The sequence below is a fragment of the Peribacillus sp. NPDC055009 genome, assembly GCF_053608705.1.
In genome coordinates this window covers 1-26643 of record NZ_JBSGVZ010000020.1, presented here as the reverse complement: position 1 = coordinate 26643, position 26643 = coordinate 1, and the positions used below count along the sequence as shown (strand labels likewise).

Genomic DNA, 26643 nt, shown 5'->3' with positions numbered 1-26643 from the left:
TTCCGGATCTCGCTATGTTTGTTATTGTTGCTTGAACCTTCTGAACCTGCTTTTGCGCAAATTCCTTGCTGTAAGGGACGAACTTTGTACCACTTTCTACTTAATCAGCGACCTTCCTGAGGTCAGTAAATCCATATTTTTATCTATAGAAATATTTTTTAGACCTAACGGCCTTTTATCTGAGTAACCCGATATAGCTTAAGATGATACATATTCATATCTAAGACCTTAACTTTTCCGTTAAAGTCATATAAAAGAAAAACAGGTTGCACCTTATTCGGTAATCTCTCATTTAGCTAATTAAACTGCACATCCAGCCATGTGAATGTCGTCTCGTCTAATTATCGTTCTTTCCTCACTATCCAAGTATTAAAACAAAACTTCATAGACAACCTTCATGAGCTGCGAACTTCAGTAAATCGTCATTCATGTCGTCCAAAATTTAAGTATCTCATAAAAAACAAAAACACCTGTTGCCTATAAGGATAAGGCATTCAAGTGCTTTATAGTTAACTTAATAAGTATTTCTTGACGAATATTATGCTTAATCCAACGATCTTGTTTAATTTCGTGAGTTTATAGCTTAATCCCGTGATAATACTTCATAATTTAAACTGTCAAATCTTCTATTTATCGTTCTTTTCACCCTTAACTTGCTTTAAATATTTATTATTACTTTATTCCAGTCTGGAAAGATATTTTTCTAAATACTTTTTTCCAGAATTGCTTTTAGGCATAATACCAAGATTCCTATACTTCCAAATAGTTTTTCTTTCAAGAGGGTCTATATTTGAAAGATCATCATAATTAAAATCAATCTTAAACTTTCCTATCTTATCTAAAACCATAGTAAAATTTGTCCAAGACTCTTGCCATTATCTTTAGACTTTCTCCAAAGTTCTTGAATAAAGTCTACTAATTGATGCCATTTTTCTGCGTATTCAAGCTCACTTATTGTAAATAGTTCAGTTAACTCATGGCTGTATATCGGTTTATCACTACCTTCAGGGTAATAATAAAAATAAGCAGTCTGAGCTCCTTCAACTACCTCACCGTATAAATAAAACTTAGACCATTCTTCTGGAATAGTGTCTACAACGACTTCTGCTATATGTTGATATAATCTATCTAATTGTTCTTCATTCATCTATCTTTCCCCCCGGTACATTATCAAATCGTCTAATTTCCCATTCATCATCACCAATTTTATACTTAATATCAAAACTTACTGGACGTTGTGAGTCCCCCTTATAGTTTGGGGTTATCTTTACCTTCACTTCATCACCTTGTTTAAGTGCATCTGCCCATGTATTCTCAAGTTTCTTCCATTCACCTTTATTTAAATTCCCATTCATTGGAACAAGATTATCAAGATTACCTGAACCTTCGAAAATACTTGCAATTAAATGACCACCATCATCATCTGGCAATCTATTTTCTCTTCCTACAACCTTTTAGGCATAGTTATTTCTTTTGCCATCTCCTAACTTGAGAGTTCCATCAGCACTAGAAATACGACCTTGACCATCTGTTTAATAATTGTAACCTTCCTTACTTGTGTACTCAACATCTGGTTTTAATACTTTTTTACGACCATTCTTAGTATAATGTTCCCCGTATTTAACTTTAGTAACGGATTTATCGGTACCCTTAGAAACACTCTCCCCTGAAACAGCCTCTACTTTGCTATCCTTCACCGTGAATTTCTGATAGGCTTCCTTAATTGTCTGCTTTTCCATTACAACTTGGGGAAGGCTTGGTCCTCCTGCGAGGGAAACTTGTTCCATACTTATCCGTTTAGGTATTTCTTTTTTACCTAGTTCGTCACCTATATTTTTTAACGTGGTTTTTCCTGATCTCGCTATGTCTGTTATTGTAGCTTGAACCTTCTGAACCTGCTTTTGCGCAAATTCCTTGCTGTAAGGGATGAACTTTGTACCACTTGTATTTAATCACGATGTCTGAGGTCAGTAAATCCATATTCTTATCTATAAATATTCTTAGACCTAACGGCCTTTTATCTGAGAAGACCGATATAACTTAAAACGATACATATTCTATTTCTACAATGAAAAGACCTTAACTTTACCGTTAAGGTCATACAAAAAAACAAGCTTTTTTTATCCTCCATTATTCTTTCTTGAGGTATTCTTCTAAAATACTCTTATCATATTCAGTTTCAGGTAAAAGACCCAAACGAGTATATTCCCAAATAACCCTTCTTTCGTGATCATCTGCATCTGATAAATCTTCATAATCATAGTCAACCTTAAATTTTCCTGTACTTTCTAAAGTAAAAGTTAAATTGGTCCATTGTTCTTGATTATTATCTTTAAATTCATCTGATAATTCTTTTAAAACCTTTATTAACCTCCGCCATGTATCTCTATACTCTATTCTACTAATACTATGTAATTCAGGGATATCGTGACTATATATGAGTTTATCATTAATATTAGACTGATAGAAAAAGAACGCAGTCCCTGTCCCCTCATTAACTTCTCCATACAAAATTACTTTACTCCATCCTTCTGGAATCATCTCATTTACAGTTTGAGCTATTTTCTGATAATATTCATTTAGTTTTGATTCATTCATTTTTTATCCCCCTGCTCTATTTTCAATTTTTCTTAACATTCTCAGGTTCACCTAATAAGTATTGTTAAGTAAAAAAAACTTCTCCCTTAGGAAGAAGGTCTATTTTATGTTGTTAGAACAACGGTAAACTACCCCTTTTTATATAATTATAGTTTTCAATATTATCGTTTAATGAGTAGTTTTCCAATAAGTATTTTTTTACATTATTTAGACTTTCAATATTAAAATAACCAGATTCAATTGCATTTTCACCTAATATTCTTAACGTTTCGTCATCAATCACTTCAACCACTTGAAATACTCATTTCATTTTTTCAATTTATACGCAACAATTTTCCCATCTGGATAATCACCATTCCAACCGCAAGGAAAAGCACCAAATTGATATATGTCAAATAATTCTTCAAAAAAGGAACTATTCTTTCCATTTATTGCTCTATTGATAGCACAATTAGTAAGATCAGCCACAACATCGTTATAAAATAAATTATATTCAAAAGGGCTTTCTCTTACATTCTTAGAGATTATTTCTAAGAATGCTTCCAATCCCTCCGGCTTTTCATCTTCTGGCATTGCATAATAACTACCCCAAACTTCACTCATTTCTAATTCCCTGATATCTTTCCAATTATATTCGTCTTCACCAAATATTTCATCATAAGCTAAGTGCTCTGCTGTTTTTATATCATTAATAAAAACAATTTTATCTGAAATATTATTAGAAAGTTTTCCTTGAAAGTTTTTCGAAAATTGTATCACTTCTTCAACAAAATTATTATATATACCATAATTCATTACTTATTATACCACCTTTCCCATAGGTCGACTGTTGCTCCCCCTCCTCTTTTCCATACAGGGGTTCCAATCTCCTTTTCCATTCTTTCAATTTTATACTGTTCCAACCCAATTTCTTTTATCCTCTTAAGCTCAATTTCAAGATAAGCATCTTTCATGTATAATGGTAATCCCTTTTCTTGAAGTGTTCTTAACTTTTGTTGCAATTCAAAAACTTGCATTTCTATTTTAGATATATCTTGACTAGCATCTATTTCGTCTAATTTTTTTCTTACAAAATTACTATAAACTGGGTGATATCCTTTATGTCTAGAAGTTGTACTCAGCATCAGGTACTCGAAGAAAAAATCCATTTGAGGCATCGTCCATATCCATTCCTATTTTTATTAATACAGGATGACTTCTAAATTCCTTTGGAATAATATGTTGTGCTTGATAGGGGCGTTCTTTTTGTAGTTTTAGGTAGACCCATTTCTTCAAACATATTTTCCCCTAATTTTGTAGAACTACCTCCTGTCACCTTTCCAGGACTACCAGGAATAAGCCTTTTAACTTTACCCGTACCCTTAGGAACACTCTCCCCTGAAACACCCTCTACTTTTTTATCCTTCACCGTGAATTTCTGATAGGCTTCCTTAATTGTCTGTTTTTCCATTACAATTTGGGGAAGGGTTGGTCCTCCTGCAAGGGAAACTTGTTCCAAACTTATCCGTTTAGGCATTTCTTTTTTGCCTAGTTCTTCACCTATATTTTTTAACGTGTTTTTTCCTGATCTCGCTATGTCTGTTATTGTAGCTTGAACCTTCTGAACCTGCTTTTGTGCAAATTCCTTGCTGTAAGGGATGAACTTTGTACCACTTGCTAATTTTTTCCTATGCCACCTTACCTGAAGTAATTCTATATGATTTTAAGTCCTCACGGCCTATTATCTGAGGAACCGATAGATGATACATATTCTATTTCAACAATGAAAAGACCTTAACTTTTGCGTTAAGGTCATAAAAAGAACAAGCTTTACTTATCCTCCATTATTCTTTCTTGAGGTATTCTTCTAAAATACTCTTATCATATTCAGATTCGGGTAAAAGGCCTAAACGAGTATATTCCCAAATAACCCTTCTTTCGTGATCATCTGCATTGGATAAATCCTCATAATCATAGTCAACCTTAAATTTACCGGTACTTTCTAAAGTAAAAGTTAAATTGGTCCATTGTTCTTGATTATTATTTTTAAATTCATCTGATAATAATTTTAATTCATCTAATAATTGATACCATAATTTATCATATTCTTCTTCGTTTAAACTATATATTTCAGGTGTATCATGACTATAAATAGGCAATTCACTATTAGGATTATAATAAAAAAAGAAAGCCGTACCGGTACCGTCAGCAATTTCACCGTACATTAATACCTTTGACCATTCCTCTGGTATAGTTTCATTAATAGTTTGAGCTATTTGTTGATAAATACTATTAAGTTTAATTTCATTCATACTTACCCACCTCCTGATCTATTTTCAAATGTCCTTATCTCCAATATTCCTTACTGGTAGGGGAGGATTTTAGTTTCTTTGTTACTATATCTGTCTTATCCTTGGGTTGTTACTTGGGGATTAATATTTCTTTTCTACTTTCTCATATAACCAGTTTCTAGTATTTAGGATTCTTTTTTCATCAAATTAAAAGAGCTTATCGAAAAAAACGATAAGCCCCTGAGTTTTAGGCTTTTTGACTTAACCCCAAAAAAGACCCTGGATTCATTTACTTTTGATAGTCACTTGTAATCATCAACCATCTTTTCAACTTCATTGACTCTCCCTTATTCGATTGGTCCCATGAATTGAGTAATTAGATAAATATGCTCAATAAGTTTCACCTTTTTCAAGTTTTCCACATTCTCAGGTCCACCTAATCCAAGGAGAGGGGTATAACCAAAGCATTCATCAAATTCTGGTTCTCCATATTTATCAACTGCTTCAGGATAAGGATTCCAATCTAAAATTTCTTTGTAAAATGATTCATCTTCTAAATCAGGAAAGAAATATTTAAAACCGGACGATATCCCTTTAATTTCACCCTTTCTAAAATTAAGTAAAATTAAATATTTATTATCTTCCCAAACAACAAGATCCCCCATTGATGTAGTAAACAATACTAGAGCATCCTCGTTTCTTACATATACATCCTTTAATAGTTCCTGATATTTTTCTGGGTTAACAATATTTAAATACCCGTTTAAAATACTACCAAAACCAAATTTATTCCACACTTCTAATACTTGTTCAGGTATGGAACCATTGAAATTATTAATAGTTTCTGCTTGTTCTTTTTCAAATAATTTAAAGTTATCAAAAATATTAGTTGACATTTTTATAATCACCACTATTTCATTGTATTAATTTCACATTTAAGTATATTGATTTTTTATCCACTTCCGTCATACTAGCTGCAATAGATTTTATTTGTTCATCTATAACATCAATTCTATATCTCCATTGCGAACCAAGGGATGAATTAACCTTTTTATCTCCCATTCCACCAATGTCAAGTGGATTGCCACCCGCAATTTGATCTGGATTATGTAAAGCAGCCTGTTCAATTATCCATACCGTAGCCTGCTTTTCTGATTCTTTTCTAGATAAGCCTGTCTCCCTTAACTCATCAACTTTATCTAAATAAGCTTTTACTCTTGCAGCCTTTTGAACTGCATTCCCTTCTATAGCACTTCCTTCTTCTATATATCTTTCTCTATTTTTTAAATACTCATCAATAGTTAAATCATTCAACCCTTTTTCTTGGTCTTTTAACTGTCTAGCGAATTCTTCTGCATTGTGTTTTGGATTTTGCTTGAACATAACCTCTATTTCTGAGATTCTTTGGACATGTATAACATGCCTGTACCCATACCACCATCACTCTTCACCGCAAACTTCTGCACGATATCATTAATCGTCGTTTTATCAAATGTGACATGTTTATAGTTGTTTCCATACGCCGTAGCTAATTCTTCGACCCTAATCCGGAGAGGTACTTCCACCTTGCCGATTTCCCTGCTGAAGGCTTGAACCTTCTGAACCTGCTTTTGCGCAAATTCCTTACTGTAAGGGATGAACTTTGTACCACTCGCTACTTTATCGGCGACTTTGGCCGCACCTGCCACACCGCCAATCCCGAGTGCCATCAACAGGCCGTTCTGGCGCTGTTACTCGGTCAGCTGGATGCCGAACATGTCTTTGCCGGTGACTGCTTCACCGAGGCCGTTGGCTGCGAGGAGTCCGTATATCCCGTATTCGGTTTTCTGGAGGAGGCTAAAGTCCTTCAGTTATTTATAATAAAAGGACCCTAACATAAGTTGTTAAGGTCCTTTTATTTTCCACCCAAGGTTTTCTATGAAAAACATTCTATTTTGAATTCACAGCTTCTTTTATTTGTTCTACGACTTTATTAAGCCACTGTATAGGAGTTAATCCAATTGCGGGATAATAAATTTCAGCATTAGTTTGAATATAGTTTTCCTTTTCTTGTTTTGTTCTATTACTAGTTAGAAATTCGTCACAATACTTTATTGTAAAAAGCAAACATTCTTTATTAGCTTCGTTTATAAACTCAGCTAATGCTTGTTCAGGCGAACTAATATCCTGGTGGAATGTTCCACCTAAAAAATCTTCTAACTCTTCTAAGTAATCATAACTTTCGTCCATTTAAATTCCTCGCTTCATTATTTTTCTGGATATCCTGTTAGAATAAAATTACCGTTTGAATCCTTTTTAAGTACAATTTTTGCATTTGTAACATTCTCTACAACTTCGGAGTTTCTTGCTACACTTCTACCAATTATCTCTCCATCACCCTTGTATCTTAATGGTAATGTAGGTCTACTATTAGGTTCTGAAAGCCACTTTTGTATTTTCTCAATATTTTTGGGATTGTTTAAGACTGTATAAGCAACTTTCTCAGCTGTATGCCTATCTATAAAAGTAGAAGAACCAGTAATTCTTGGATTATTTCTTATCCTTTCTAAATAATTCTTCATCAGTTTTCCCAACATGTCTTTCAATCAAATGCCCACCTCTTGACTCATGTACAGCCAGACCACCAACAGGTGCAAGAGAACTCTTATCTCCTGGTTTAACATTATCTATACCATTAGAAATGCTCTCCCCTGAAACTCCCTCCTTTTTGCTATCCTTCACCGTGAATTTCTGATAGGCTTCCTTAATTGTCTGCTTTTCCATCATAATTTGGGGGAGGATTGGTCCTCCTGCAAGGGAAACTTGTTCCACACTTATACGTTTAGGGATTTCTTTCTTACCTATTTCATTACCTATATTTTTTAACGTGGTTTTTCCTGATCTAGCTATGTCTGTTATTGTAGCTTGAACCTTCTGAACCTGCTTTTGCGCAAATTCCTTACTGTAAGGGATGAACTTTGTACCACTTTAGACCTGACGGCCTTTTATCTGAGGTACCCATAGGGCTTAAATAGGGTACCTGTTTTTAAAGTTGTTTTTATGTACGATAAATTTTTGTCAAACATTATTTATAACTAATAAGTGTTATCTCTACTCTCTTAGTACCAAACTATTTATTCGGCACTAGGTAGCTCCCAAAAAAAAGAAACCTTGAAAGGTGTTTAGCCAATCAAGGGGTTTCATTCTATATAATGTTTTACTTTAGATATTCAGCTTCCCATTTATCTTGTTTTTCTACTGGGCTAAGTTCTGAAATATCCTCATATCCATAATTAATTTTCATTTTTCCTGTGTTATCTAAAATGAAAGTTAGGTTTGTCCATAGTTCCTGTTCTTGCTCCTTAAATTCTTCACGCAATCTTGAAAAATAATTATACAAATCATCATCAAGCCCATCAAACTCTTCCTCATCAACATTAAATAAATCTGTTATATCCAGACTATATACTGGTTCCCCTCCAGTTTCAGGGTAATAATAGAAAAAAACTTTTTTATAACCTTCTCTAAATTCAGCGTATAAAAAGATTTGTTTCCAATCCTCTGGAATTATATTAATTAATGTATTCGCAATTTGTTGATATGTCTGCTCCATTATTTTGGTTTCCATCTACTTACCTCCTAAATAATTAGTTAATCTATCTGAATATTTTTTACCATCTATTACATAGTTGATTTTAAACTCACTTGGTCTAGCTGATTGTGCCTCATATATGGGTTTTACTTTAATGGTTACTTCTTTACCCTCTACTAAAGCCTTCTTCCATGTATTCTCTAGAGTCTTATATTCACTCCTATTTAAAGTAGCATTCATTGGTACTAAGTTATCTATTTCACCAGAACCTTTAAAGATACTTGCAATTAAATGTCCACCATCATCGTTTGATAGTCTATCGTCTCCTCCAACCTTTCTTTGGGCATAAGGATTTCGTTTTGCTTTACCCAATTCTAATTTAGCTTCAGCAATCGCAATACGTCCGTTATCATCAGTGGTATATTTATATCCTTCTTTTGTTGTATACTCTACATTGGGTTTTAAGGTCTTCTTACGATTTACTTTCGTGTATTGTTCACCATATCTAACGTTATCTATACCCTTAGGAACACTCTTCCCTGAAGCAGCCTCTACTTTGCTATCCTTCACCGCAAATTTCTGATAGGCTTCCTTAATTGTCTGCTTTTCCATCATAACTTGGCGAAGGGTTGGTCCTCCTGCGAGGGATACTTGTTCCATACTTATCCGTTTAGGGATTTCTTTTTTACCGATTGCTTCACCTATATTTTTTAACGTGGTTTTTCCTGATCTCGCTATGTCTGTTATTGTAGCTTGAACCTTTTGAACCTGCTTTTGCGCAAATTCCTTGCTGTAAGGGACGAACTTTGTTCCACTAGCTACTTTATCAGCTACTTTATCAGCGACTTTAGCAGCACCTGCCACACCGCCGATTCCGAGTGCCATCAACAGCCCGTTCTGGCGCTGTTCCTCGGTCAGTTGGTTGCCGAACATGTCTTTGCCTGTGGCCGCTTCGCCGAGGCCGTTGGCTGCGAGGAGTCCGTATATCCCGTATTCGGTTTTCTGGAGGAGGCTAAAGCCTTTTGTCGTTTTATAGGCATCGAGCGCGTGGTTCGCTGCGTTGAGTCCTTTGGCCGTTTTGTAGATGGCGCTGCCGCCTTTAATGGCCCGGCCGGCCCAGCCAACGACGGGGATGAAACCAGCTGCTGCCATGGCGCCGGCGGCGATTCGTTCGGCATCGGACAGCTTGCGGCCCGTTACTGGATCGACTCCGGTCGAGGCCCTGATAGAATCATAATACCCCGTAAATTCCCCTGTAAAGGTTTTTGTCGTATCCCAGGCCTTTTCGTACCATGGGCGGTTTTCGAGTTCTTCCATTTCCTGTTCGATTTTCCGGGCTTCGGCTTGCTGCTTTTTGAAGGTTTGATAGTCTTTCATCTGACCGGCGACTTCATCCTTCACTTGATAGACGTCACTGCTCTTGAATGCCGATTGGTTGAATGTCATCGGCGAAACGTGGCCGTCCTGTTTGGTGGCATCAAGCAAGGCACGGAAGAGGCCAACGGCCACGTTTTCCTGCCCGACGGACACATCATATTCCTCGACCAATTGCCGGTCGACATTCTCGACCTTTGTCACGGTGTCATCCAGTCTATGTCCGGCCAGCGTGATTTTTTCATTAAAGTCCTTTTGATCGAACATATCAAGAGGCAGGATATCGTCAATGCTGTTCAGGATTCTTTGGAGATCGTTCGCTTGCTCATCGACAAGCGATTTCGCTTGGTTGATGCCGTTTGACACTTCGCCGTCTAAAAAGGGAACCTCGACCACCGTATTTCCGGAGAGGTCCGCCTCTTCCAGGGTGGCTTGTATGCCTTCCAAAAAACTGATTTGGGTCGTGAATAGTTCCATCCAGGCGTCCGCCACCTCGATTTGTGCTTCATAGAAGCTTTTGATGGCGGCAGCACCGGCTCCCTGAAACTCGTTATCCAGGCCGACGATGCCCTGAAATTCCTTTTTCAGGGCTGTGACTTCCTTCTTTAGTTCTTCATATTGCTTGGCGCGCGACTTGGTTGCGGCCGTCAATGTCTCGGCTTCATATATCTTCATCGCGTAGGATACCCATGTGAAGACGTATGGGTAATGGCTTCATCCTGTTCTTTTAATAAGTCAATGTTGGCACGGGTATCTTCCACATTTTTCTGGACGATTTTAATATATTGTTCAAAGACCTTCTCCAAGTTCGTTTCGCGGTCGATCCATTTCGAGGTGAATTCCAATTTATTATTGCCAAGCACGCCTGCCGGCAAATTTCCAAGCGTGACTGTACCAAGTGCCGTCTTCACCTGATCGACTTGCTTCGTTACGGCAGGATGATTCAGTTTGATTGTCGTCATTAAAACAACCGCCTTTTTAAATCGGATATTTTACTTTCCAGCTGCTCAAATGCCTCTTCACCTTTGCTCAAAAGGGAATCGGCTTCTTGGGCTATATTCCCCGCTATGCTCAGAAGCGTGTTCTCTGCATTCAGCTTTGTAATCATCGCTTCGATTTTCCATTGGTAATCATCATAATCGTCATGAATGATACTAAACATCACATTATAGGCATCATGACGGGCTTCCTGAAATTGATCCGAACGGTTCCCTGTCCAGCTGCCACCAAGCTCAGGGTCTTTTATTTTCCTAATCTCGTTAAGACACATGCTTTGCTCTTTTATAATATCGTTTTTCGCATTTTCTAATCGATCAATTTTCACATTTAAATCAGCTTTTTTACTGGAGATAGCAGAGTGTATATTACTCAAAATGTCTGCATATACCATGAAACTCACCTCAGAAACAGTATAATCCTACACTAAATGTCATATTTTCCTATTTAATATTATAAGGATTATAGTCCGAGAGTTAAATAGGGAGAAATATGCTATTTTGTCAGTTAAAAGAGAAGATTGGCATACAAAAGTTCCTACATACCATATTCTTTATACCCGGCATTTTACCAATTTTAAACAAGTTAGCAGAATGTCATCTTATTAGATTCTCTATAAAAATTTCCGACACTTCATTCAAACTGCCCTTGACTGTATCTGCGCAGTAAGTCATCCCGAACAAATTCCCTGCAAGAGGAAGATAAATGTGACCGCTCGGGATGTATCAAATCGCCAAAAGGCAAATCACCGACAAATTTAACTTCACCTTCAAAATCCTGTCCGGATTCAGCATCAAAACCGATAACTTTCACAAAACAGGTTTTGTGTCCGGTTTTCATAAAATCAATTACTGTTAACACATGATTATGTATATCATTCATCCTTTTTTCCTCCAACTCTAAGCATTAAGGTTTACTAACTTTATAAATAAAGAAACCGATCAAACAATCATGGCTAAGGTTGCTAAAGGCATTAAAAACATTGGAAATAGGTACTCCTGCTTTCCATGAATTACTTTATTTTTCTATGTATTTTGTTCAATCTCCCCTTATTTAACTGAACTTGCATGTCCTGACTTCTTCATTCACATATGCTTTTATACGTTTCCCAGAATATACTTCTCTTAGCATGTGTATGATTTCACATTACTTCCACCAAAGGTCAGTCTGGCAACCCCGAGGACCTTCCCTCTTCTATATAGATTTATAACCTGCTATAATCTAAGGATTGGAGGTGTGAAAAAATGAAAGAAATCATCCAGATATTAGCTGAAATCGTCAATAATCTTCACGATTTCATCCTATTCTTTGTAAGTGACACATTAAATTCAAATGCAACGGACAAAGATTTGCATTTTTGGATAATGGGAATCATCGGTATCATCATATTTTTGTTCGTGTTATTTTTATCTAATTTAATTGCCCGGATGCGTTTTGGGATAACGATACTCTCTTTCCTTTATACCTTTACAGTCATGGTTGTTTTAGTATTTGCCATTGAGATACAGCAAGCCCTTACCAGCAGGGGAAATATGGAGTTTCAAGATGCGGCGATAGGCCTATGGGGGTTCATCGTATTTTTCATGGTTTTTGCTGTACTATCATCCATATTCCTATTGGTGAAGAATTTATTCAAGCAATCAAAATAAAGGTAACGATAGGTCACCTTGCTTAAAACATTCCTAATGCCTTTCAATAACTGGAAATTCGGATTTTGTATTGGCGGGAATGATAAATTCTCTGTAGCAGCATCTTAAATGGAAAGGAAGGTTACAGAGAAGCAAATATGATTCGGGGAATTACTTCGATTCATTTTCATTGAATAAATCAATGCTGAACAGATTAAAAGAATCGTCGTCATTAATACGTTCCTGGTCATTTCCTGTTATATCAGGACTATTTTCCCTGCGACGGCGATTTACTTCCCTTAATTCCGCTTCCAGAAATTCCGCTTGTTCGTGGGAAAGCTTGATCGTGATTTCATTATTTTGGTCATCTGCAGCTTTCAAGAGGACATAGCTATCCGCAGCATTACGTAAAGTCACATTGCTTACTGTTAAGTTCATATTCGCGAGTTCATATCTTGCCTTCATAAAGTAAAAAGAACCTCCATCGGAAAATACCGGTTAAAATAATGTATATTAAATATACTCTACTTCAAGATATTTAAATATACAAATTCTTTGTTTGGAAAAGCCTTGAAACCTAAAGAAATCTACCTCCTTAACGAGCTTCACAAGACCATATATGGAAAAGTGATGAACCATATCAATAAAGCCGCGTTCTTGAATAAAGGTCCAGGTGAAGTTTCATCCCTTTTAAAATCCAGAAGTTTTGGAACCAATGGAGCAATTGAATGCTAATTCGTCCCTTTCTTAAAAAATACTTGAATGAATTCACATTGACTGTAAATAATTGGAACCCTTCATTAGTGGAAAGGTTCCATTTGTTTTTACAATTCTTTCTCAATCGCTCTAGTAATATGGTATGGACCCATGCTTTTATTTGAAGTAATGACGGTTCTCAATCGATTTGCCGGATATACCGCAGAATTGAAACTTACACCCGGGTCATACCCCATAAGATGATATTTGAAAATCCCGTCATTTTTTTTACGGATCCATATACCATATCCATAGTATTCCCCTTCATCTCCAGTTGCAATATGGGCTTCCAATAAGAGAGTGGTATATTCTTGATTCAGTAACTGATTGGAAAATAACCCATCCCAAAACCTGAACATATCTGATGCGGTAATATACGCTCCTCCATCCGCACCGCCTTTGATGGGAAGGGAATAAACGTTAGTTCTCCATGCTCCATTTTCTTCGTCAATGTACCCTAATGCAGTATTTTTAGGAAGCTGGTCCAGAGAAAAATAACCGGAATTTATCATTTCACAAGGAAGAAAGATGTTCTTGTCGATATATTCAGAAAATTGAAGTCCGGTTAGTTCCTCAACAATCAATCCTAATAAAATATAGCCTGCATTATTGTAATGAAATCTTTCCCCTGGTTCAAACATCATCACATCATCTTGAAACATTGGGAGGAAATCTTTTAATCTTTTGATATGGTACATCGGATTTTTCTGCCAAAGCTCTTCAAAATCATCCATCACTTTCTCATCAAAGTAATCAGGAATGCCCGAAGTGTGTGTTAAGAGGTGATGAATGGATACATTTTGATGGAAATCAGGAAACACGATAGGAAGACAGTCTATAAGCTTAGAATCCAGCCTAAGTTCTCCTTTTTGTATTAACTGGCAAATGGCTACCGCCGTAAACAGTTTACAACCGGAAGCAATTCCGAATCTTGTTTCGGCCGTATTCATGATTTCATCCGCTCGATTGGTATAGCCATGTGCTGAGCTATGAATCAGGTCATCTCCCGCTTTCACACCGATAACACCCGAGAATTCAATTTCCTTGCATGTTTCCTCAATAATCCTGGATATATCCATATGTAGAGTCGACATTTCGTTTCCCCCCTTGCCGGTAAAATTTTCATAATCGATGTGTTGGCCAAGGTGCACAATAGGTCTTGCCAAAAAACCCGCATCTTATGTGATGCGGGTTAACTTATTTCAGATTTCACTCGTTCTTTTATTTCCACCAAGTATCATAAACATTAATGGCTTCATTGCGTTTATGTTCGGTTTTAGTATACCATCCTTCGATGATTTCGGCAGCTTCCGTTCTGATTTCCTTGCCTTCAAGATAATCATCGATTTCATCGTAGCTAACGCCTAAAGCCACTTCATCAGGAAGTAACGGTTTGTCATCTTCTAAATCTGCCGTTGGTATTTTCGTATAAAGACGCTCAGGAGCACCGACGAATTTGAGGATTTCTTTTCCTTGCCTTTTATTTAAGCGATATAAAGGTAGGATATCCGCTGCACCATCACCATGTTTCGTAAAGAAACCTGTGATCGCTTCAGCTGCATGGTCCGTACCAAGCACAACGCCTTTATACAGTCCGGCTAAATCATATTGTACCTTCATTCGCTCACGTGCTTTGACATTTCCCCTTAAGAAATTCGATAGCTTTTCAGAAACCGCTACTTCCACAGCTTTTACTGAAGCATCCACCGCTTCCTTGATGTTAACAGTAACCGTTTGGCTTGGCTTGATGAATTTTAAAGCCAGCTGCCTGTCATCTTCATCAGCCTGTACTCCATATGGCAAGCTTACAGCAACAAACTTATAGTCGCTGCCATTTTTTTCTTCATTCAATTCATTGACAGCGGTTTGAGCAATATACCCCGCCAGTGTTGAATCTTGACCTCCGGATATCCCAAGTACAAAACTTTTCAGAAACGTATTTTTCTTCATATACCCTTTTAAAAGATCAACACTTTTCCTGAATTCGGCTTCAGGATCGATCGTTGGTTGGACAAGTAATTTTTTTACGATTTCTTTTTGTAATGGACGCATTGGCATAGCCCCGCTTTCTAATAAAATAGATTGGTCATTTCGTTAGCATTCTTTCTACATTTGCTTTAACTTCATCTATATTCCTCATTTTATTATCCCAACAATCCTGGCTTAGATCTACCGGGTATTCCTCAGGATTCAGTGCACGAAGGTATTCCGGCCATAATACTTGGAGATTTTTTTGCGTGAAGGCCTTAATTTCATCTATGGTCGGCAATTCATAAATCAAACTTCCATCCTTGAAAATATCCACGTGCAGATCAACCGCATCGAAATCCGTGACGAATTTACTTAGGAAGGTATGGACAGGATGAAACATTTTTAATTTTTCCTGTTCCTGCGGCTTCTCATATTCCATCGCCAAATAATCACCTTCAGCATGATGGTTCACTTTATTGATGATTCGATATACTCGTTTTAAGCCAGGTGTCGTAACCTTTTCAGGGTTAGAAGAAATTTTGATGGTATCTCTCATATTCCCATCTTCACCCTCTATTGAAACCATTTTATAAACGGCACCGAGCGCTGGCTGGTCATAAGCCGTAATCAATTTGGTTCCGATGCCCCAAATGTCAATTCTTGCTCCTTGTTGTTTCAAATTGATGATCGTATATTCATCAAGGTCATTGGAAGCGACTATCTTCGCATCATGGAACCCTGCAGCATCAAGCATACGCCGTGCTTCTTTTGATAAGTAAGCTAAGTCACCGCTGTCAAGACGAACGCCAATGAAGTTGATTTTATCGCCCAATTCCTTGGCAACACGGATTGCATTCGGGATGCCAGAACGCAATGTATCATAAGTATCAACCAAGAATACACAGTCTTTATGGGAAACAGCGTATTTATGAAAAGCTGTATATTCATCTTTATAAGCTTGGATCATGGAATGTGCATGCGTCCCTGAAACCGGAATGCCGAACAGCTTTCCAGCACGTACATTACTAGTGGAATCAAAGCCAGCAATATAGGCCGCTCTCGCTCCCCAAATTGCAGCATCCATTTCTTGCGCCCGCCTTGAACCGAATTCAAGGGCAGATTCTTCACCGATTACCTGTTTGATGCGTGAAGCTTTTGTTGCCACGAGTGTGTGATAGTTCACAATGTTAAGCAACGCAGTTTCAATGAGTTGAGCCTCACCAAGCGGTGCCTCCACCCGTAATATCGGTTCATTGCCGAAAACGAGCTCTCCCTCTTTCATGCAGCGAATCGCTCCCGTGAAACGAATGTTCTTCAAATAATTCAAAAATTCTTCATTATAGTGCAGATCATTTTTTAAATAGTCGATATCACTTTCCGAGAAGGAAAAGTTTTGAAGGTAATGGACAATTTTTTCAAGTCCCGCAAAAATCGCATATCCGCTATTAAATGGAAGCTTTCTGAAAAATATCTCGAAAACTGCCTTTCGGTTATGTGTTTTGTCCTGCCAATAAGTTTGGGCCATATTGATTTGGTAAAGGTCAGTGTGTAATGCGTAACTGTCGTCGTTGTACTTTTTTTCCATGGATAGTTCCTCCCAAAAGAGAAGCATCGCTTCCCTTCTATTCTGTTGCTTGAATGGATATTATAGAATGGTTGCTCCAAGAGATCCTTTAAAATGTCCAAGCGCCCAATGGTGACCGGCATCATTGAACGAGGCCACTGCATTTTCATATACAAAGATATTATAGCCTAGATTATAAGCGTCGATTGCCGTATGCAAAATACGGTCATATGAATAAATAGTATATCCAAAAACCCGCTTCGTACCTGTCAGGGCAAGGCTTTTTCTAACTCATTATACAATTTTACTTCAAAAGTACAAAATGGTATAGAAAAAAGACCGCCTTTCGACGGTCAATAAGCTATATTTTTTCAAACCCTTTCATGTCTCTTTACTACTTGTTTCATCATTTTTTCAATAACTAATGCCTGCTCCTCACACTTCGTTTGGTAAGCCATTAACATTTGTTTCAGGTCAGAAACTTCTTCCATTAGTTGTTCTACAGTTAAGTTTTTAAGCTCTTTTACCGAAGAAAGGTTCTTTTTAACCCTTAAATCCTCATGAATTTCATCAATTTCGATAAGCAGGGTATGATACCATTCCTCTAAGTATTTCTTTCTGTCTACAGAATACAAGCTCCTAGGTGTCAATTGTAGAGTCGAGGCGATCTTCTGTAAAACTTCTTCCTTGCTAAGCTTTTTAGTGAGATATATCCCCTTCTGGGCTCTCCTAATAAACGTTCTTTTTGCACTGGCAGTGCCTCGAGTTAAATCAGCATGGGATATTATTTTCTTAGCCATTGATAACACCACTCTTCACAAATTCATCCATTTGCTTTGCTGTTGGACTCGGAACCTTCCGATAATACTTTTTGATGTATTTTTTCGCAGTTTGTTTTACCTCTTTTTCAACAGCTTCAGCTTCCTTTTCTGAAAGATCCTTAAACTTTCGGAATAATTCCTTAAACGTCTCTCGGTTTAAGTCATTTTTAATGTCGTCTATCCTTACCGGAAGCGTTCTTTTCTCTACTCTATCTTTGGTCTTCTTTAGTAAAATTTCTTGGTGATGAACAAAAACAAACCATCTAACAAGCTCAGCTTTATGTTCCAGTAACATATCTTCATCAGGACTGTACTTCTTACACTTGTAACACTTCAATGTATGATGAAAACAAGTTACCTTCTCATGAGCGTTGCAGTTGTGTGTTCTCATAGGGAATCCCTTTGGGATTTCTCCATTTGGTTGCGATTGTTCTTCTGGAAGATCAACATCATTCATTTCCTGTAACAATTTGTCTATAAAGGATTTAGCGTTTTCCTCATCTTCCACCACATCAATAACCATAGAAGCATTGTTGAAAAAACTCTCTTCGCTTAGCACGTTTACGTCTTCTGTAACAGAAGCAATGGCATTTTTATTCACATCCGCTTGAATTCCGTACAAACCTTGTTCTGATACGTCTTGTAGTGCATCCAATACATCATTCCCTGCTGTGAGAGTGTAAGTGTATTGAGATGCTAAGTCGTCATGACCCAGCCTATCAGCGATTTCCTCATTGGAAAGTCCTTTCAGTTTCAAGTAAGTCGCACCCATTCTCCTTAAATCATGAGATGTGAAGTACCTACCACTTGGCGGAGGGTTCCCTTTCCATATCCTCTTCTGTAACTGTTTGAGATAATAAGTAATATAGCCTGGAAGTAAAGGGGTTACCATAGACGCACCTGCAACCAACCTCTTTGTTTTTAGATCGTCGCCACCTAAAAAAATTTTCGAATTTATTTCTATAGGTTCCGTTGGGGCTACACTCTGTAATTGCTTAACCCATTCGACAGCATTTTTTGAAATTTTAACATTATGCGGTTTACCTGTTTTTGTTTTATGACAATGCAAGATGCTGTCACCATACACGTTATTTTTTAGGCAATTTTGTTTTAAGTAAGCTATCTCATGAGCCCTTTTTGCAGTCTCTAGCACCAATAAAGACACCCTTCTACCTCTAAAGTATTGCAACTCATTATCTTCATGATAAGGTGATTGATCATCTTGCAAAGTTTCTATTAATTTAACTGCTTGATTGAAATCAATGTGTTTTCCATATATTTTATCGCGTGTCCCTAAGTTTGCACTTGGAATGATTCGTTTTTTATTAATATATAACTTGTTTTTGCTTGCGTAAAAATCAAACCAATTTTCAAAGAGAAAGACATTTTTAGTAAGCTCCCTTATATTGTTATCATAATCATAATCAATATCAACGAACACATCCATTAGGCTTCCTTGAAGTACATCTTTAATGGTGTGTACTTGGCTTGGATAGAGATAGTTCACGCAAAAACTACGTAATTTACGGGAATACTCTCTCCAAGAGGAGGCCACTATCTGCTCTTGGTAAACAGTCTCCGAATTACCATCGTTATCGGTTATTATTTGAAGCTGTCCTTTATCTACTCTGTTTTTCAAGAAAGTAAAAACATACTCCTTTATATTGAGTGCTAGCTCTGTTTTAAGGGCAGGATACTCTTCAGACCAATGCTCTGATTCTAATCCGAAAACGTCCCTCTTTTTAGAAAAACTCATAGTTTCTTGAACTGAGGACATCTCTTCCTTGGAAAGAAGATAACTTAGTAACATAAAAGTTTTTCGTTTTCTGTCCTTACTGTATGGGTGATAGAAATTATCTGCTACATTTTTTAATAAATCATTGGTTATTGGCTCATGACCAATCCCTTTAATTACCCCGTATCCGGAAAGCCAAAATTTCAAAGCAAGACTTTGGATTCCTTTTTTGTCTTCCATTCTTTCTGTGTCATTTGCGTTTAGAGGGTTCCATGTTTTATAATGCTTATCAAACAAGTCCGAAAGGATTATAAAATTAGGCATATCTTTTAAAGGTAATTGATAAAGTATAATAGCTTTCATAGTGAATTCTAAAGGTAATCGGCATCTTTGTACAAAAGCCAGAGCTAACAAATAGTTGATTATTAAAAGTTCATTAAAGCTCTTTTTTCTTCCGAGGAATCTCGTAACGTCAGTTTGAACACACTCATGAAAAGGGACTTTAAACATCGCCCTACTATTTTTATGTCCGAGAGGAGCAAGCACAACCCATTCTTCGACTGATAAATGCACTTGTTCATACATTTTTATAGGAAGTCCTTTTAAAATGACATCATTACTCTTTTGAAGCGAGTGAAAAATCCCCATTTGATAAGGCCTCCTTTATATCTTTACCCAACAATTTCAATCTGACCATTTTCCATACCATCTCTGGACTCAAACGCAAGTCTGTAAGCCTTTTTTGAATTAGAGCCTGTGTCTTTATAGAAGAAGCTGCGATAGGGTTATTATCTGTATAATCCTTACTGTTCTGAACTAGATTTCTGTGTTCCCGAAAAAGAGTTGCTAGCAATTCAATTGCTTCCTCTATTTCTTCCCTTCGCAAAACAAAGAAGTTACAGCCCCAGCATCGATAGTAAGTTTCGCAATTATCTTCAGACATACACCACCCCATATCCCTTTTACGACCATAATGTTTTAGGAATGTAGTTAAATCCATGTCTGACATGAATACATCAAACAACCTACTATCTTCAATGGATTCATCATTCCACATTTCAATGATTTTCAGATAGAATTTTCCGGAAACCTCCTGCTTTTCATAGCCATCAATGATGGAGTAGAGAAGAGTGTTTCGCGAAATTTTACTTCTAAGGTAACGCATAGACATTTTTTCGTCATGATGGCCTAGTACAAACTGGGTTGCCTTTATATTTCTTGTTTTGGCTTGTACTACGGTAGCTATATAATGCCTAAATCCATGAGCACCAATCTCAAACATAGCACCGTCATTATTAATCTTATAATCTTCAATCTCTTTTATCTTAGGGAGGATTCTATCTTTCAAAAAGCCTCTAAAAGCAGTTTTTGGCAGAAGTCCGTTGACATTATTCTCATGGAAAAGATGATCATACTTCAGCTTGTTATTAGGATTAGTAATTGCTTCCAATCCTTTTTCATGGAATCGTTTCTGAAGACGTTGTATCGCTTCAATTCCAACGTCATCAAACAGAGGGAACTGAGCATTAACATTGCCAGCTTTATCCCTATATGTGGATGATAACCCTAGAAAACTATCACTGTTTAACATGGGATTTAAGCAGTCTACCTCAAGGTTATGAACAAAAGAAAATCGAACAGGACAAGACCCGACAATAAGCCAGAAGTCTCTACATAACGCTTCCCTTTCAGTTTCAGGAACATATGCATAACATTCCTGAATTATCCTTTGAGCTAATCCTTCTATCGGAAAAGCAAGTCCCTCACTATTTTCTTCCTCTGCTTTTAGAGCACGATTTAGTTTTGACGATAGCCCTTCAGGGTAGTCAATAGTCTTTGGAAAATCAGGGTACTCATTTACCCCCCATTCAATAAACAACTTAGCATCATTAACATTTGCCCAAGTATATGATATGCCGTACTGCAGATTTAACCAACTATAGTAAGCCCAGAACTCCGTTCTTTTGAAGTTTGACAGTTGTATAGTATCACTTTGTTCATTTAGAAATGTTAGAAAGTGTAACAAGGTGGTATATTTCTTATCTAAAGTTCCTTTAGAGTATCCTCCGGCTTTCATGTATTTGTGATAATCTCGGATTGGAGTTTCAAAATTTGGAAATTCAGTCGCAATTTTTTCGAATTTATCTTTGCTTTTCTTATTAACAATTCTCTTCTTTGTCGTATAACCAAGAGCGAATCTTGCTTTTTGTATGATATTTCTTGAAGTAACAACTGTGTTTAATGACCAGTCTACACAGCTCTCTAGTACATCTTTATCAGTAAGATCACTCAACTTCTTTCCAAAGGTAACGCACAACTTGTAAAAACTATTCACAAAAAGTACTTTCTCGGAGTCGTTTCGCAACTCTTTTAATGCTTCAGCTTCTTCTTCTGTGACAAACTGGTAATATTCAGCTAACTCTTTACATATTCCACCCACAGTATTATAGAACTTACTATAGTAATCTATAACCACTTTTCTATATTCAGGGTTTTGCATTAAATCTCTTTCTATTGCCCAAGATAAAATATATCTAGAGTCATTAATGTCTCTCCATATAATGATATGTTCCTTTTCTTCTATAGGAGTTTTCAGCCAAATGTCCCCTGTCGGATATTCAGCTTTCAATTTCCTCAGTATACCACTATAATTTTTCTTCCTTGTCTCACTGTATTGGCGCACTATACACATATCTTCAAGCTCAATCCACTCTGTATTCATTAAATTCATACCTTTCCACCATTTTTGAAAGTAGCAGCCATATCTCCTAATTTATCGTCTCCAGGCAAATCATCCTGATCAGGCAGGTAATGAAGATAAATTGTTCTAGTGGTTTTTTCATCTTTGTGACCTAACCACCTAGAAACATCGTATATCGGTTTGTGTTTAATGCGAATTAAGTGAGTTGCAAAAAAATGTCGGAATGAATGTGGGGAAAAGTTGAGGTAAAAATTTTCTTTTTCTGAACCGGAAATAACGCTCCGGTACTTAGAATAAATCGTACCACCGGTAATTGCCTCTCTCTTTGAATTATTTGAAGTTGAGTAAAATAAGTAATCATGTTCTTGCGCAGCCTCTTTCATTACCAATTGTCTTTCCTTGATATGTTCAAGTAATACGTTAGTGAGGTCATGCTGAGAGAAGAAGTTTGGAATTAATCGTCGTCTAACAGTTTTATTTTGAGATTGAAAATTGGTAACCTCTCTTTTTACTACATCACAAACCCATGCTTTTATTGTGTTATCATACGATATATCCCCATGCAACTCGCTCTTTAACCAATCCTGTGCCTTGTTAATATCCCAAAGGTAAAGGTCATTAGGTACGTTATTAGAAACAAACATAAGGTTTCGAGCCTCGGCCCTTCTAAGTCCGAAGGACATCAGGATGTAAAACAAAAGTATTGTTTGGATATCGCCTGAAGGAATCAAGGAAATGAACTTTTTTACATCTTCTTCGGTCATCACTTCTTCCGATAACGGCTGAATGAGGTTTCCTGAAGCGTTTGGATTGCTAAAACTAGCTTCTCTTAGTATTGCGTGTACATCGGTTACTATTACCTTCGTTTTTCTCCCTGTGGTACCTGTTAAAGTAGTTGTGAATGCTCTTTGCTTTACCGGAATAGACGAAAGATCTATATCTGCGAAATCATGGGTTTCTTTTTTTAAAAATCCAAGGTATTTACATGCCGTTTCGACAAAGCCGCATATTGTATTATGGGAAAAGTCTTCGAATCTATCTTGAACCATTATTCCTTCAAAATTTAATCTAATAGTAGACACTTTACCAAAATTCTTTGCTCTTTCATGCAAAGGCACCTGATTTAGTAATGACCATTGAATTGCCCGGTTAGGTGTAGCTCTTTCACTCTTTAATAAACGCAAGTAACTTACAAAGGATACAACAACTGTAAAGGTATCCACTTCTAACAAATCAATATTCCAAAACTCTAGGAAGTCCATAAACCTTCTCAGTTGATGTCCTTGTCTTAAAACAGTATTTATAGGAGTGTCTGTGTACTTTTGTTTTAATAAAAAACAAGTACTATAGTAATGCAGTTTATGAGAAGGAGTGTAAATTTGAATTACATTTTCCTTGCCATCAAAATGCACATAATGTAGACCTTTTATATTTGCAGATGAATAAATCTGGATGAAGTCTCTTAATCTGTCAGTACTATCCAATGTATTATCAATATGTCTCAAGTGATCGTAGTCACACTTACCACTCATAGCCATATACACCTCTCAAATTATCAATACCATTATCTGTGAACTTAATTTCTTTGATATTATTCGCAATACTTTCCAATCCAATAAATAACCCATATCCGTTTCTAAAAGGTGAATTTCTAAAGAATAGTTCAAATAACGCCTGTTTGTAGTGCATATTATCTTGCCAATATGTCTCAACCATTTTTATTCGGTAAGCATCATTGTACGAAGCTAAACTATTATCTTGATAAGTTTTTCTCATTATAATCAACCTCCTACGTTTATAAAAATGTATGTATCTGAAGAGAGACCCCTCCCTCTTCAGGTATCAATTAAAATTTTAGTTCTTTAATTGTAGTTAGTATAATTGGGTATTTTGAAGCTAATTTTTTGTATTCATCATCTGTGACTTCTTCAAAACCTGTGATGGAAGATGTACAATCTTCTAACACATAAATTAAGTAATCCTTGTGATTTATCATTTCAAACTCTTCCACAATCTGTTTAATAGTCTCAAGTACACAGTGAGACTTAGCCTCTCCACCAATAACTATTGTTTTATAATTCTGCAATTGACTTAAAAGATTTTTGTCTGTTAAATCCGTTTTTGAATACTCAGGTTTTATTATTCCATACATTTCAGAAATAGGATTTAACCCTTTTGTCACGTAATGTACATCCTTCTCTTTATACAAAGAATAGGCAAATAACAAGTTTGATAACTGCGTTTCAATTGCTGCACCAAATGTACCTTGTAGGCAATGGTAACTCCAAATTATCAAGGACTTCTTTTCAGTTGCCTCTAGTCCACGAATATACTCTAAACTTTCTTGCTCTTGGTAAATAGGTGCCCACTTACCTTCTAATACATCTTGATAAGTAATAACCGTAAATGGCTCAGGATACTGTCCTTTATCATTTACCCACCAAGCAGGGTGGAAGATTTGTTTCGGTTGATGTATATCTAAACTCATAAAAATATCATCTATAGCATCCATATTTTCATAAATGAACTTAGCAAAGTTTCTAACGTCTTGATAAGAATTAGCAATAGCCAGATTTCCTTCTTCCAAGAAGTCATTTTGAAAATCAATACCAATTACAGCCACTTCTTTCTTTCTTGTTGGATTAGAATTTAGGTTTTTTAATTTCGGTTTTTTGGTAGTCGCTTTTCCGACTAGATCAACATCAAATAATTCTTCAAATAAAATATTCATAATGGTCACTCTCTTCCTATAAAAGCTTTATGTGTTCAAGTTCTCCCCGGCGTTTTCTTTGTAGACGATAAAAATGAATGGATTGGCTGTTCGATCCAATGTCCTTTCGTTTGTTCAACCTTTTTATGGATTTTCACTTATTAGACTTCCAGTAAGTCTTGGGCAAGCTTCCGAAGACTAGTGACAGAGAATTGATCTATCAACTACCACCAATCCATTATAGGTAGATACTGGGGCAAGTTTGTACATTTGCGTTTTATCATTTGAAGTTTTGGGGCTCAAATGCAACTTTTTATTTCTGTCTGCCGACACTGTTGTAAATCGTTTAGTTCGGAAAGGGATTGTATATGAAATTTGAGTTATCGAGAGGTAATTTTTTTCAATCCTCTTCCAACCAATTGTATAAAGGAACATAATCTTGGGCAGGATTTTCTTTATTGTTCACTATTAGTGAATACTCATCTTGCGTAAATTCATACAACTTTTTACTCTGATTTCTTGGTATCTTTATAGGAACTGTATCAGTACTCCAATTCTCTCTAATTGCTTTCTTTATAAAGCCATCAACGTTTCTTACCTTTAAACGGGATTGCTGCATTATCAGAAGTACTTCCATACATCTTTGAATACCCACTTGAGATAACAATGCAATCATGTCTTCTGTAGGTGAGCTTAATGTTACTGTTTTATATGCAAGAGTTACTAGGTCTCTGTTCTGATTTATTTCTTGATGAATAACATTGGTGTATGGCACTGAAGGAGATTGGGATATAACAGGAGATTGCACCGGAGGTGCTTGTTTAAAATTCATGTTAGTTAAGTCATTTTCCGGGATACGCCATCCCTGTACATCACTGTTCTTATAAGCGTTAGGGAATTGTTGACCAGACCTGAGCCAACGTTTGATGGTTTCCTCGCTTTTGCCTAGTCTAGAAGCGACCTGAGATACCGTTAGTGTCTGGTTATTTGTTTTAGGTTGTTCATTAATCGTTGGTTTTGATAATAAGAAGATATCCGCCGCTGGTATTTTCCATCCTTCTTTATCCGAATTGTATTGAGCATTTGGAAAAACATCGCCTTTACGTAACCACCTACGAATAGTTTCTTCACTCTTACTCAATAAAATGGCACCCTCTTTAACCGTATAGTGTTTCATAAAATCCCCCCATGAAGTAATTTGATTCAAAAGGAATAAAACCCAGTTAAATTTATATCTTGTTAAACAGATCGTACGTTCTTAAACTCATTTTTCAATTTAGGTCGTTAGACTATTTTAATTAACTAATCAATTAATTTACCTGCTAATTTAATGTATTGGCAGTAAGCTATTATGGTTTAACGGGGTTACTTTATCGTAACTGCAAAATAAAAGATTTTTATTTTTAACTTTCCCTTCCTCCTTAAGCCTGTCCATTATCATTCTTCCTGAAGGGTCCCAACACTTTAAAATTAAAGTTGGTTTATAAAAGTTATTTTGCGTCGCCTACTTCAGTCACCTTAATACCGATTGATTATTTTTCGGTGGAACTGACCTAGCTTGGATATTCTCTTTTTCGTCTATATAAAATTCTATTTTCGTACCATCTACACCATCGTAGAAATGCAAGGATATAGACTTATTCTTGATTTCGTAAAATACGACTTCATTATTACTTTTTATTAGGTTTTGAATGCTTTTCTCTGTTTCAGGGTGCTTATTCAACTTTTTATTGCGGTATTCATTCAAACTACTTAAAGCATCGTTAATAAAAAAAGTGACTATATTCTTATCGTCCATACTTTACACCTCTTTGCTTTTTTTCAAAATTTCGCCACAATTATTTATATTCTTCCTTTCCCCTTCCATACTCTAATCTATATTTTAATAGTACTCAATACTTAAATTAACTTAATTTTGCGGCTTAATATATTGGTATATAGTTAATAA

Annotated in this window: 32 protein-coding genes and 3 pseudogenes; 1 reads left to right on the top strand and 34 read right to left on the bottom strand. The window is 36.4% G+C overall.

All coding sequences use genetic code 11. The features are described from left to right. Nucleotides 1–677: 677 nt before the first annotated feature. From ACWF5P_RS22570 to ACWF5P_RS22470, 21 genes and pseudogenes are all read right to left on the bottom strand, one after another. Nucleotides 678–1147, bottom strand: a pseudogene (locus ACWF5P_RS22570) (antitoxin YezG family protein). Beyond that, a pseudogene (locus tag ACWF5P_RS22565) lies at nucleotides 1140–1433 on the bottom strand (DNA/RNA non-specific endonuclease); the annotation flags it as partial. The pseudogenes ACWF5P_RS22565 and ACWF5P_RS22570, both read right to left, overlap by 8 nt. A gap of 99 nt (nucleotides 1434–1532) precedes the next feature. Further along, a complete protein-coding gene (locus ACWF5P_RS22560) occupies nucleotides 1533–1787 on the bottom strand; it encodes a hypothetical protein (protein WP_434169509.1) in 255 nt (84 codons plus the stop codon). A gap of 343 nt (nucleotides 1788–2130) precedes the next feature. Beyond that, nucleotides 2131–2598: an immunity protein YezG family protein gene (locus tag ACWF5P_RS22555; protein WP_434169508.1), complete on the bottom strand. Its 468-nt coding sequence runs from the start codon at nucleotides 2596–2598 to the stop codon at nucleotides 2131–2133. Between the two features lie 112 nt (nucleotides 2599–2710). Continuing rightward, complete coding sequence (locus ACWF5P_RS22550) at nucleotides 2711–2890, bottom strand: hypothetical protein (RefSeq protein WP_434169507.1); 180 nt, start codon at nucleotides 2888–2890, stop codon at nucleotides 2711–2713. Nucleotides 2891–2904: 14 nt separating this feature from the next. Further along, nucleotides 2905–3393: a hypothetical protein gene (locus ACWF5P_RS22545; RefSeq protein ID WP_434169506.1), complete on the bottom strand. Its 489-nt coding sequence runs from the start codon at nucleotides 3391–3393 to the stop codon at nucleotides 2905–2907. Further along, nucleotides 3393–3755, bottom strand: coding sequence for an AHH domain-containing protein (locus ACWF5P_RS22540; RefSeq protein WP_434169505.1), 363 nt, complete (start codon nucleotides 3753–3755; stop codon nucleotides 3393–3395). Before ACWF5P_RS22540 ends, ACWF5P_RS22545 begins: the two co-directional genes overlap by 1 nt. After that, complete coding sequence (locus tag ACWF5P_RS22535) at nucleotides 3703–3873, bottom strand: AHH domain-containing protein (protein WP_434169504.1); 171 nt, start codon at nucleotides 3871–3873, stop codon at nucleotides 3703–3705. Before ACWF5P_RS22535 ends, ACWF5P_RS22540 begins: the two co-directional genes overlap by 53 nt. Further along, a complete protein-coding gene (locus ACWF5P_RS22530; RefSeq protein ID WP_434169752.1) occupies nucleotides 3797–4096 on the bottom strand; it encodes a hypothetical protein in 300 nt (99 codons plus the stop codon). The genes ACWF5P_RS22535 and ACWF5P_RS22530 overlap by 77 nt, the downstream gene beginning before the upstream one ends. A gap of 325 nt (nucleotides 4097–4421) precedes the next feature. After that, entirely contained in the window at nucleotides 4422–4889 is a 468-nt protein-coding gene (locus ACWF5P_RS22525; protein ID WP_434169503.1) for an antitoxin YezG family protein, read from the bottom strand. A 326-nt stretch (nucleotides 4890–5215) separates the two neighbouring features. Next, complete coding sequence (locus tag ACWF5P_RS22520) at nucleotides 5216–5764, bottom strand: T6SS immunity protein Tdi1 domain-containing protein (RefSeq protein WP_434169502.1); 549 nt, start codon at nucleotides 5762–5764, stop codon at nucleotides 5216–5218. Nucleotides 5765–5783: 19 nt separating this feature from the next. Then, nucleotides 5784–6251: a polymorphic toxin type 15 domain-containing protein gene (locus ACWF5P_RS22515; protein ID WP_434169501.1), complete on the bottom strand. Its 468-nt coding sequence runs from the start codon at nucleotides 6249–6251 to the stop codon at nucleotides 5784–5786. Nucleotides 6252–6256: 5 nt separating this feature from the next. Continuing rightward, nucleotides 6257–6577 carry a hypothetical protein gene (locus ACWF5P_RS22510; protein ID WP_434169500.1) on the bottom strand — a complete coding sequence of 107 codons (321 nt, stop codon included), beginning with the start codon at nucleotides 6575–6577 and terminating at the stop codon, nucleotides 6257–6259. 220 nt (nucleotides 6578–6797) lie between these two features. Continuing rightward, nucleotides 6798–7097, bottom strand: a complete 300-nt coding sequence (locus tag ACWF5P_RS22505; RefSeq protein WP_434169499.1) for a contact-dependent growth inhibition system immunity protein — start codon at nucleotides 7095–7097, stop codon at nucleotides 6798–6800. Nucleotides 7098–7114: 17 nt separating this feature from the next. Further along, nucleotides 7115–7444: an RNase A-like domain-containing protein gene (locus ACWF5P_RS22500; RefSeq protein ID WP_434169659.1), complete on the bottom strand. Its 330-nt coding sequence runs from the start codon at nucleotides 7442–7444 to the stop codon at nucleotides 7115–7117. Then, nucleotides 7398–7679, bottom strand: coding sequence for a hypothetical protein (locus tag ACWF5P_RS22495; protein WP_434169498.1), 282 nt, complete (start codon nucleotides 7677–7679; stop codon nucleotides 7398–7400). Before ACWF5P_RS22495 ends, ACWF5P_RS22500 begins: the two co-directional genes overlap by 47 nt. 385 nt (nucleotides 7680–8064) lie before the next feature. Beyond that, nucleotides 8065–8475, bottom strand: coding sequence for an immunity protein YezG family protein (locus ACWF5P_RS22490; RefSeq protein WP_101221985.1), 411 nt, complete (start codon nucleotides 8473–8475; stop codon nucleotides 8065–8067). Continuing rightward, the gene (locus ACWF5P_RS22485; RefSeq protein WP_434169497.1) at nucleotides 8476–10488 is read right to left on the bottom strand and encodes a T7SS effector LXG polymorphic toxin; all 2013 of its coding nucleotides are present in this window, start codon (nucleotides 10486–10488) and stop codon (nucleotides 8476–8478) included. Then, entirely contained in the window at nucleotides 10485–10775 is a 291-nt protein-coding gene (locus ACWF5P_RS22480) for a YwqI/YxiC family protein (RefSeq protein WP_434169496.1), read from the bottom strand. The genes ACWF5P_RS22485 and ACWF5P_RS22480 overlap by 4 nt, the downstream gene beginning before the upstream one ends. Then, the gene (locus ACWF5P_RS22475; protein WP_434169495.1) at nucleotides 10775–11203 is read right to left on the bottom strand and encodes a YwqH-like family protein; all 429 of its coding nucleotides are present in this window, start codon (nucleotides 11201–11203) and stop codon (nucleotides 10775–10777) included. The genes ACWF5P_RS22480 and ACWF5P_RS22475 overlap by 1 nt, the downstream gene beginning before the upstream one ends. Before the next feature lie 239 nt (nucleotides 11204–11442). Continuing rightward, nucleotides 11443–11691, bottom strand: coding sequence for a hypothetical protein (locus tag ACWF5P_RS22470; RefSeq protein WP_101221980.1), 249 nt, complete (start codon nucleotides 11689–11691; stop codon nucleotides 11443–11445). Between the two features lie 362 nt (nucleotides 11692–12053). Between ACWF5P_RS22470 and ACWF5P_RS22465 the strand changes: the two genes are divergently transcribed. Next, nucleotides 12054–12458 (top strand): hypothetical protein, encoded by a 405-nt coding sequence (locus tag ACWF5P_RS22465; RefSeq protein ID WP_101221979.1) that lies wholly within the window; start codon nucleotides 12054–12056, stop codon nucleotides 12456–12458. A gap of 150 nt (nucleotides 12459–12608) precedes the next feature. On the opposite strand, the gene ACWF5P_RS22460 is transcribed toward ACWF5P_RS22465, so the two are convergent. The 13 genes and pseudogenes from ACWF5P_RS22460 to ACWF5P_RS22400 form a co-directional block, all read right to left on the bottom strand. Then, nucleotides 12609–12902 carry a hypothetical protein gene (locus ACWF5P_RS22460; RefSeq protein ID WP_063593415.1) on the bottom strand — a complete coding sequence of 98 codons (294 nt, stop codon included), beginning with the start codon at nucleotides 12900–12902 and terminating at the stop codon, nucleotides 12609–12611. A 359-nt stretch (nucleotides 12903–13261) separates the two neighbouring features. Beyond that, a complete protein-coding gene (locus ACWF5P_RS22455; RefSeq protein WP_452445316.1) occupies nucleotides 13262–14287 on the bottom strand; it encodes a serine hydrolase domain-containing protein in 1026 nt (341 codons plus the stop codon). 127 nt (nucleotides 14288–14414) lie between these two features. Further along, the gene (gene nadE, locus ACWF5P_RS22450; RefSeq protein WP_101221978.1) at nucleotides 14415–15245 is read right to left on the bottom strand and encodes an ammonia-dependent NAD(+) synthetase; all 831 of its coding nucleotides are present in this window, start codon (nucleotides 15243–15245) and stop codon (nucleotides 14415–14417) included. Between the two features lie 34 nt (nucleotides 15246–15279). Further along, complete coding sequence (locus tag ACWF5P_RS22445) at nucleotides 15280–16749, bottom strand: nicotinate phosphoribosyltransferase (protein WP_402942665.1); 1470 nt, start codon at nucleotides 16747–16749, stop codon at nucleotides 15280–15282. A gap of 60 nt (nucleotides 16750–16809) precedes the next feature. Continuing rightward, a pseudogene (locus tag ACWF5P_RS22440) lies at nucleotides 16810–16950 on the bottom strand (isochorismatase family protein); the annotation flags it as partial. 149 nt (nucleotides 16951–17099) lie between these two features. Continuing rightward, nucleotides 17100–17528, bottom strand: coding sequence for a hypothetical protein (locus tag ACWF5P_RS22435; RefSeq protein ID WP_452445315.1), 429 nt, complete (start codon nucleotides 17526–17528; stop codon nucleotides 17100–17102). Then, nucleotides 17521–19932 (bottom strand): site-specific integrase, encoded by a 2412-nt coding sequence (locus ACWF5P_RS22430; RefSeq protein WP_452445314.1) that lies wholly within the window; start codon nucleotides 19930–19932, stop codon nucleotides 17521–17523. The genes ACWF5P_RS22435 and ACWF5P_RS22430 overlap by 8 nt, the downstream gene beginning before the upstream one ends. Then, nucleotides 19901–22015: a hypothetical protein gene (locus ACWF5P_RS22425; RefSeq protein ID WP_452445313.1), complete on the bottom strand. Its 2115-nt coding sequence runs from the start codon at nucleotides 22013–22015 to the stop codon at nucleotides 19901–19903. Before ACWF5P_RS22425 ends, ACWF5P_RS22430 begins: the two co-directional genes overlap by 32 nt. Next, complete coding sequence (locus ACWF5P_RS22420) at nucleotides 22012–23517, bottom strand: tyrosine-type recombinase/integrase (protein ID WP_452445312.1); 1506 nt, start codon at nucleotides 23515–23517, stop codon at nucleotides 22012–22014. Before ACWF5P_RS22420 ends, ACWF5P_RS22425 begins: the two co-directional genes overlap by 4 nt. Next, on the bottom strand, nucleotides 23507–23761 hold the full coding sequence (locus ACWF5P_RS22415; RefSeq protein ID WP_452445311.1) for a hypothetical protein: 255 nt from the start codon (nucleotides 23759–23761) through the stop codon (nucleotides 23507–23509). The genes ACWF5P_RS22420 and ACWF5P_RS22415 overlap by 11 nt, the downstream gene beginning before the upstream one ends. Nucleotides 23762–23831: 70 nt before the next feature. Then, nucleotides 23832–24716, bottom strand: a complete 885-nt coding sequence (locus tag ACWF5P_RS22410) for a hypothetical protein (RefSeq protein WP_452445310.1) — start codon at nucleotides 24714–24716, stop codon at nucleotides 23832–23834. 379 nt (nucleotides 24717–25095) lie between these two features. Next, complete coding sequence (locus tag ACWF5P_RS22405; RefSeq protein ID WP_452445309.1) at nucleotides 25096–25872, bottom strand: helix-turn-helix domain-containing protein; 777 nt, start codon at nucleotides 25870–25872, stop codon at nucleotides 25096–25098. Between the two features lie 336 nt (nucleotides 25873–26208). Then, nucleotides 26209–26493: a hypothetical protein gene (locus tag ACWF5P_RS22400; RefSeq protein ID WP_095394868.1), complete on the bottom strand. Its 285-nt coding sequence runs from the start codon at nucleotides 26491–26493 to the stop codon at nucleotides 26209–26211. Nucleotides 26494–26643 lie beyond the last annotated feature (150 nt).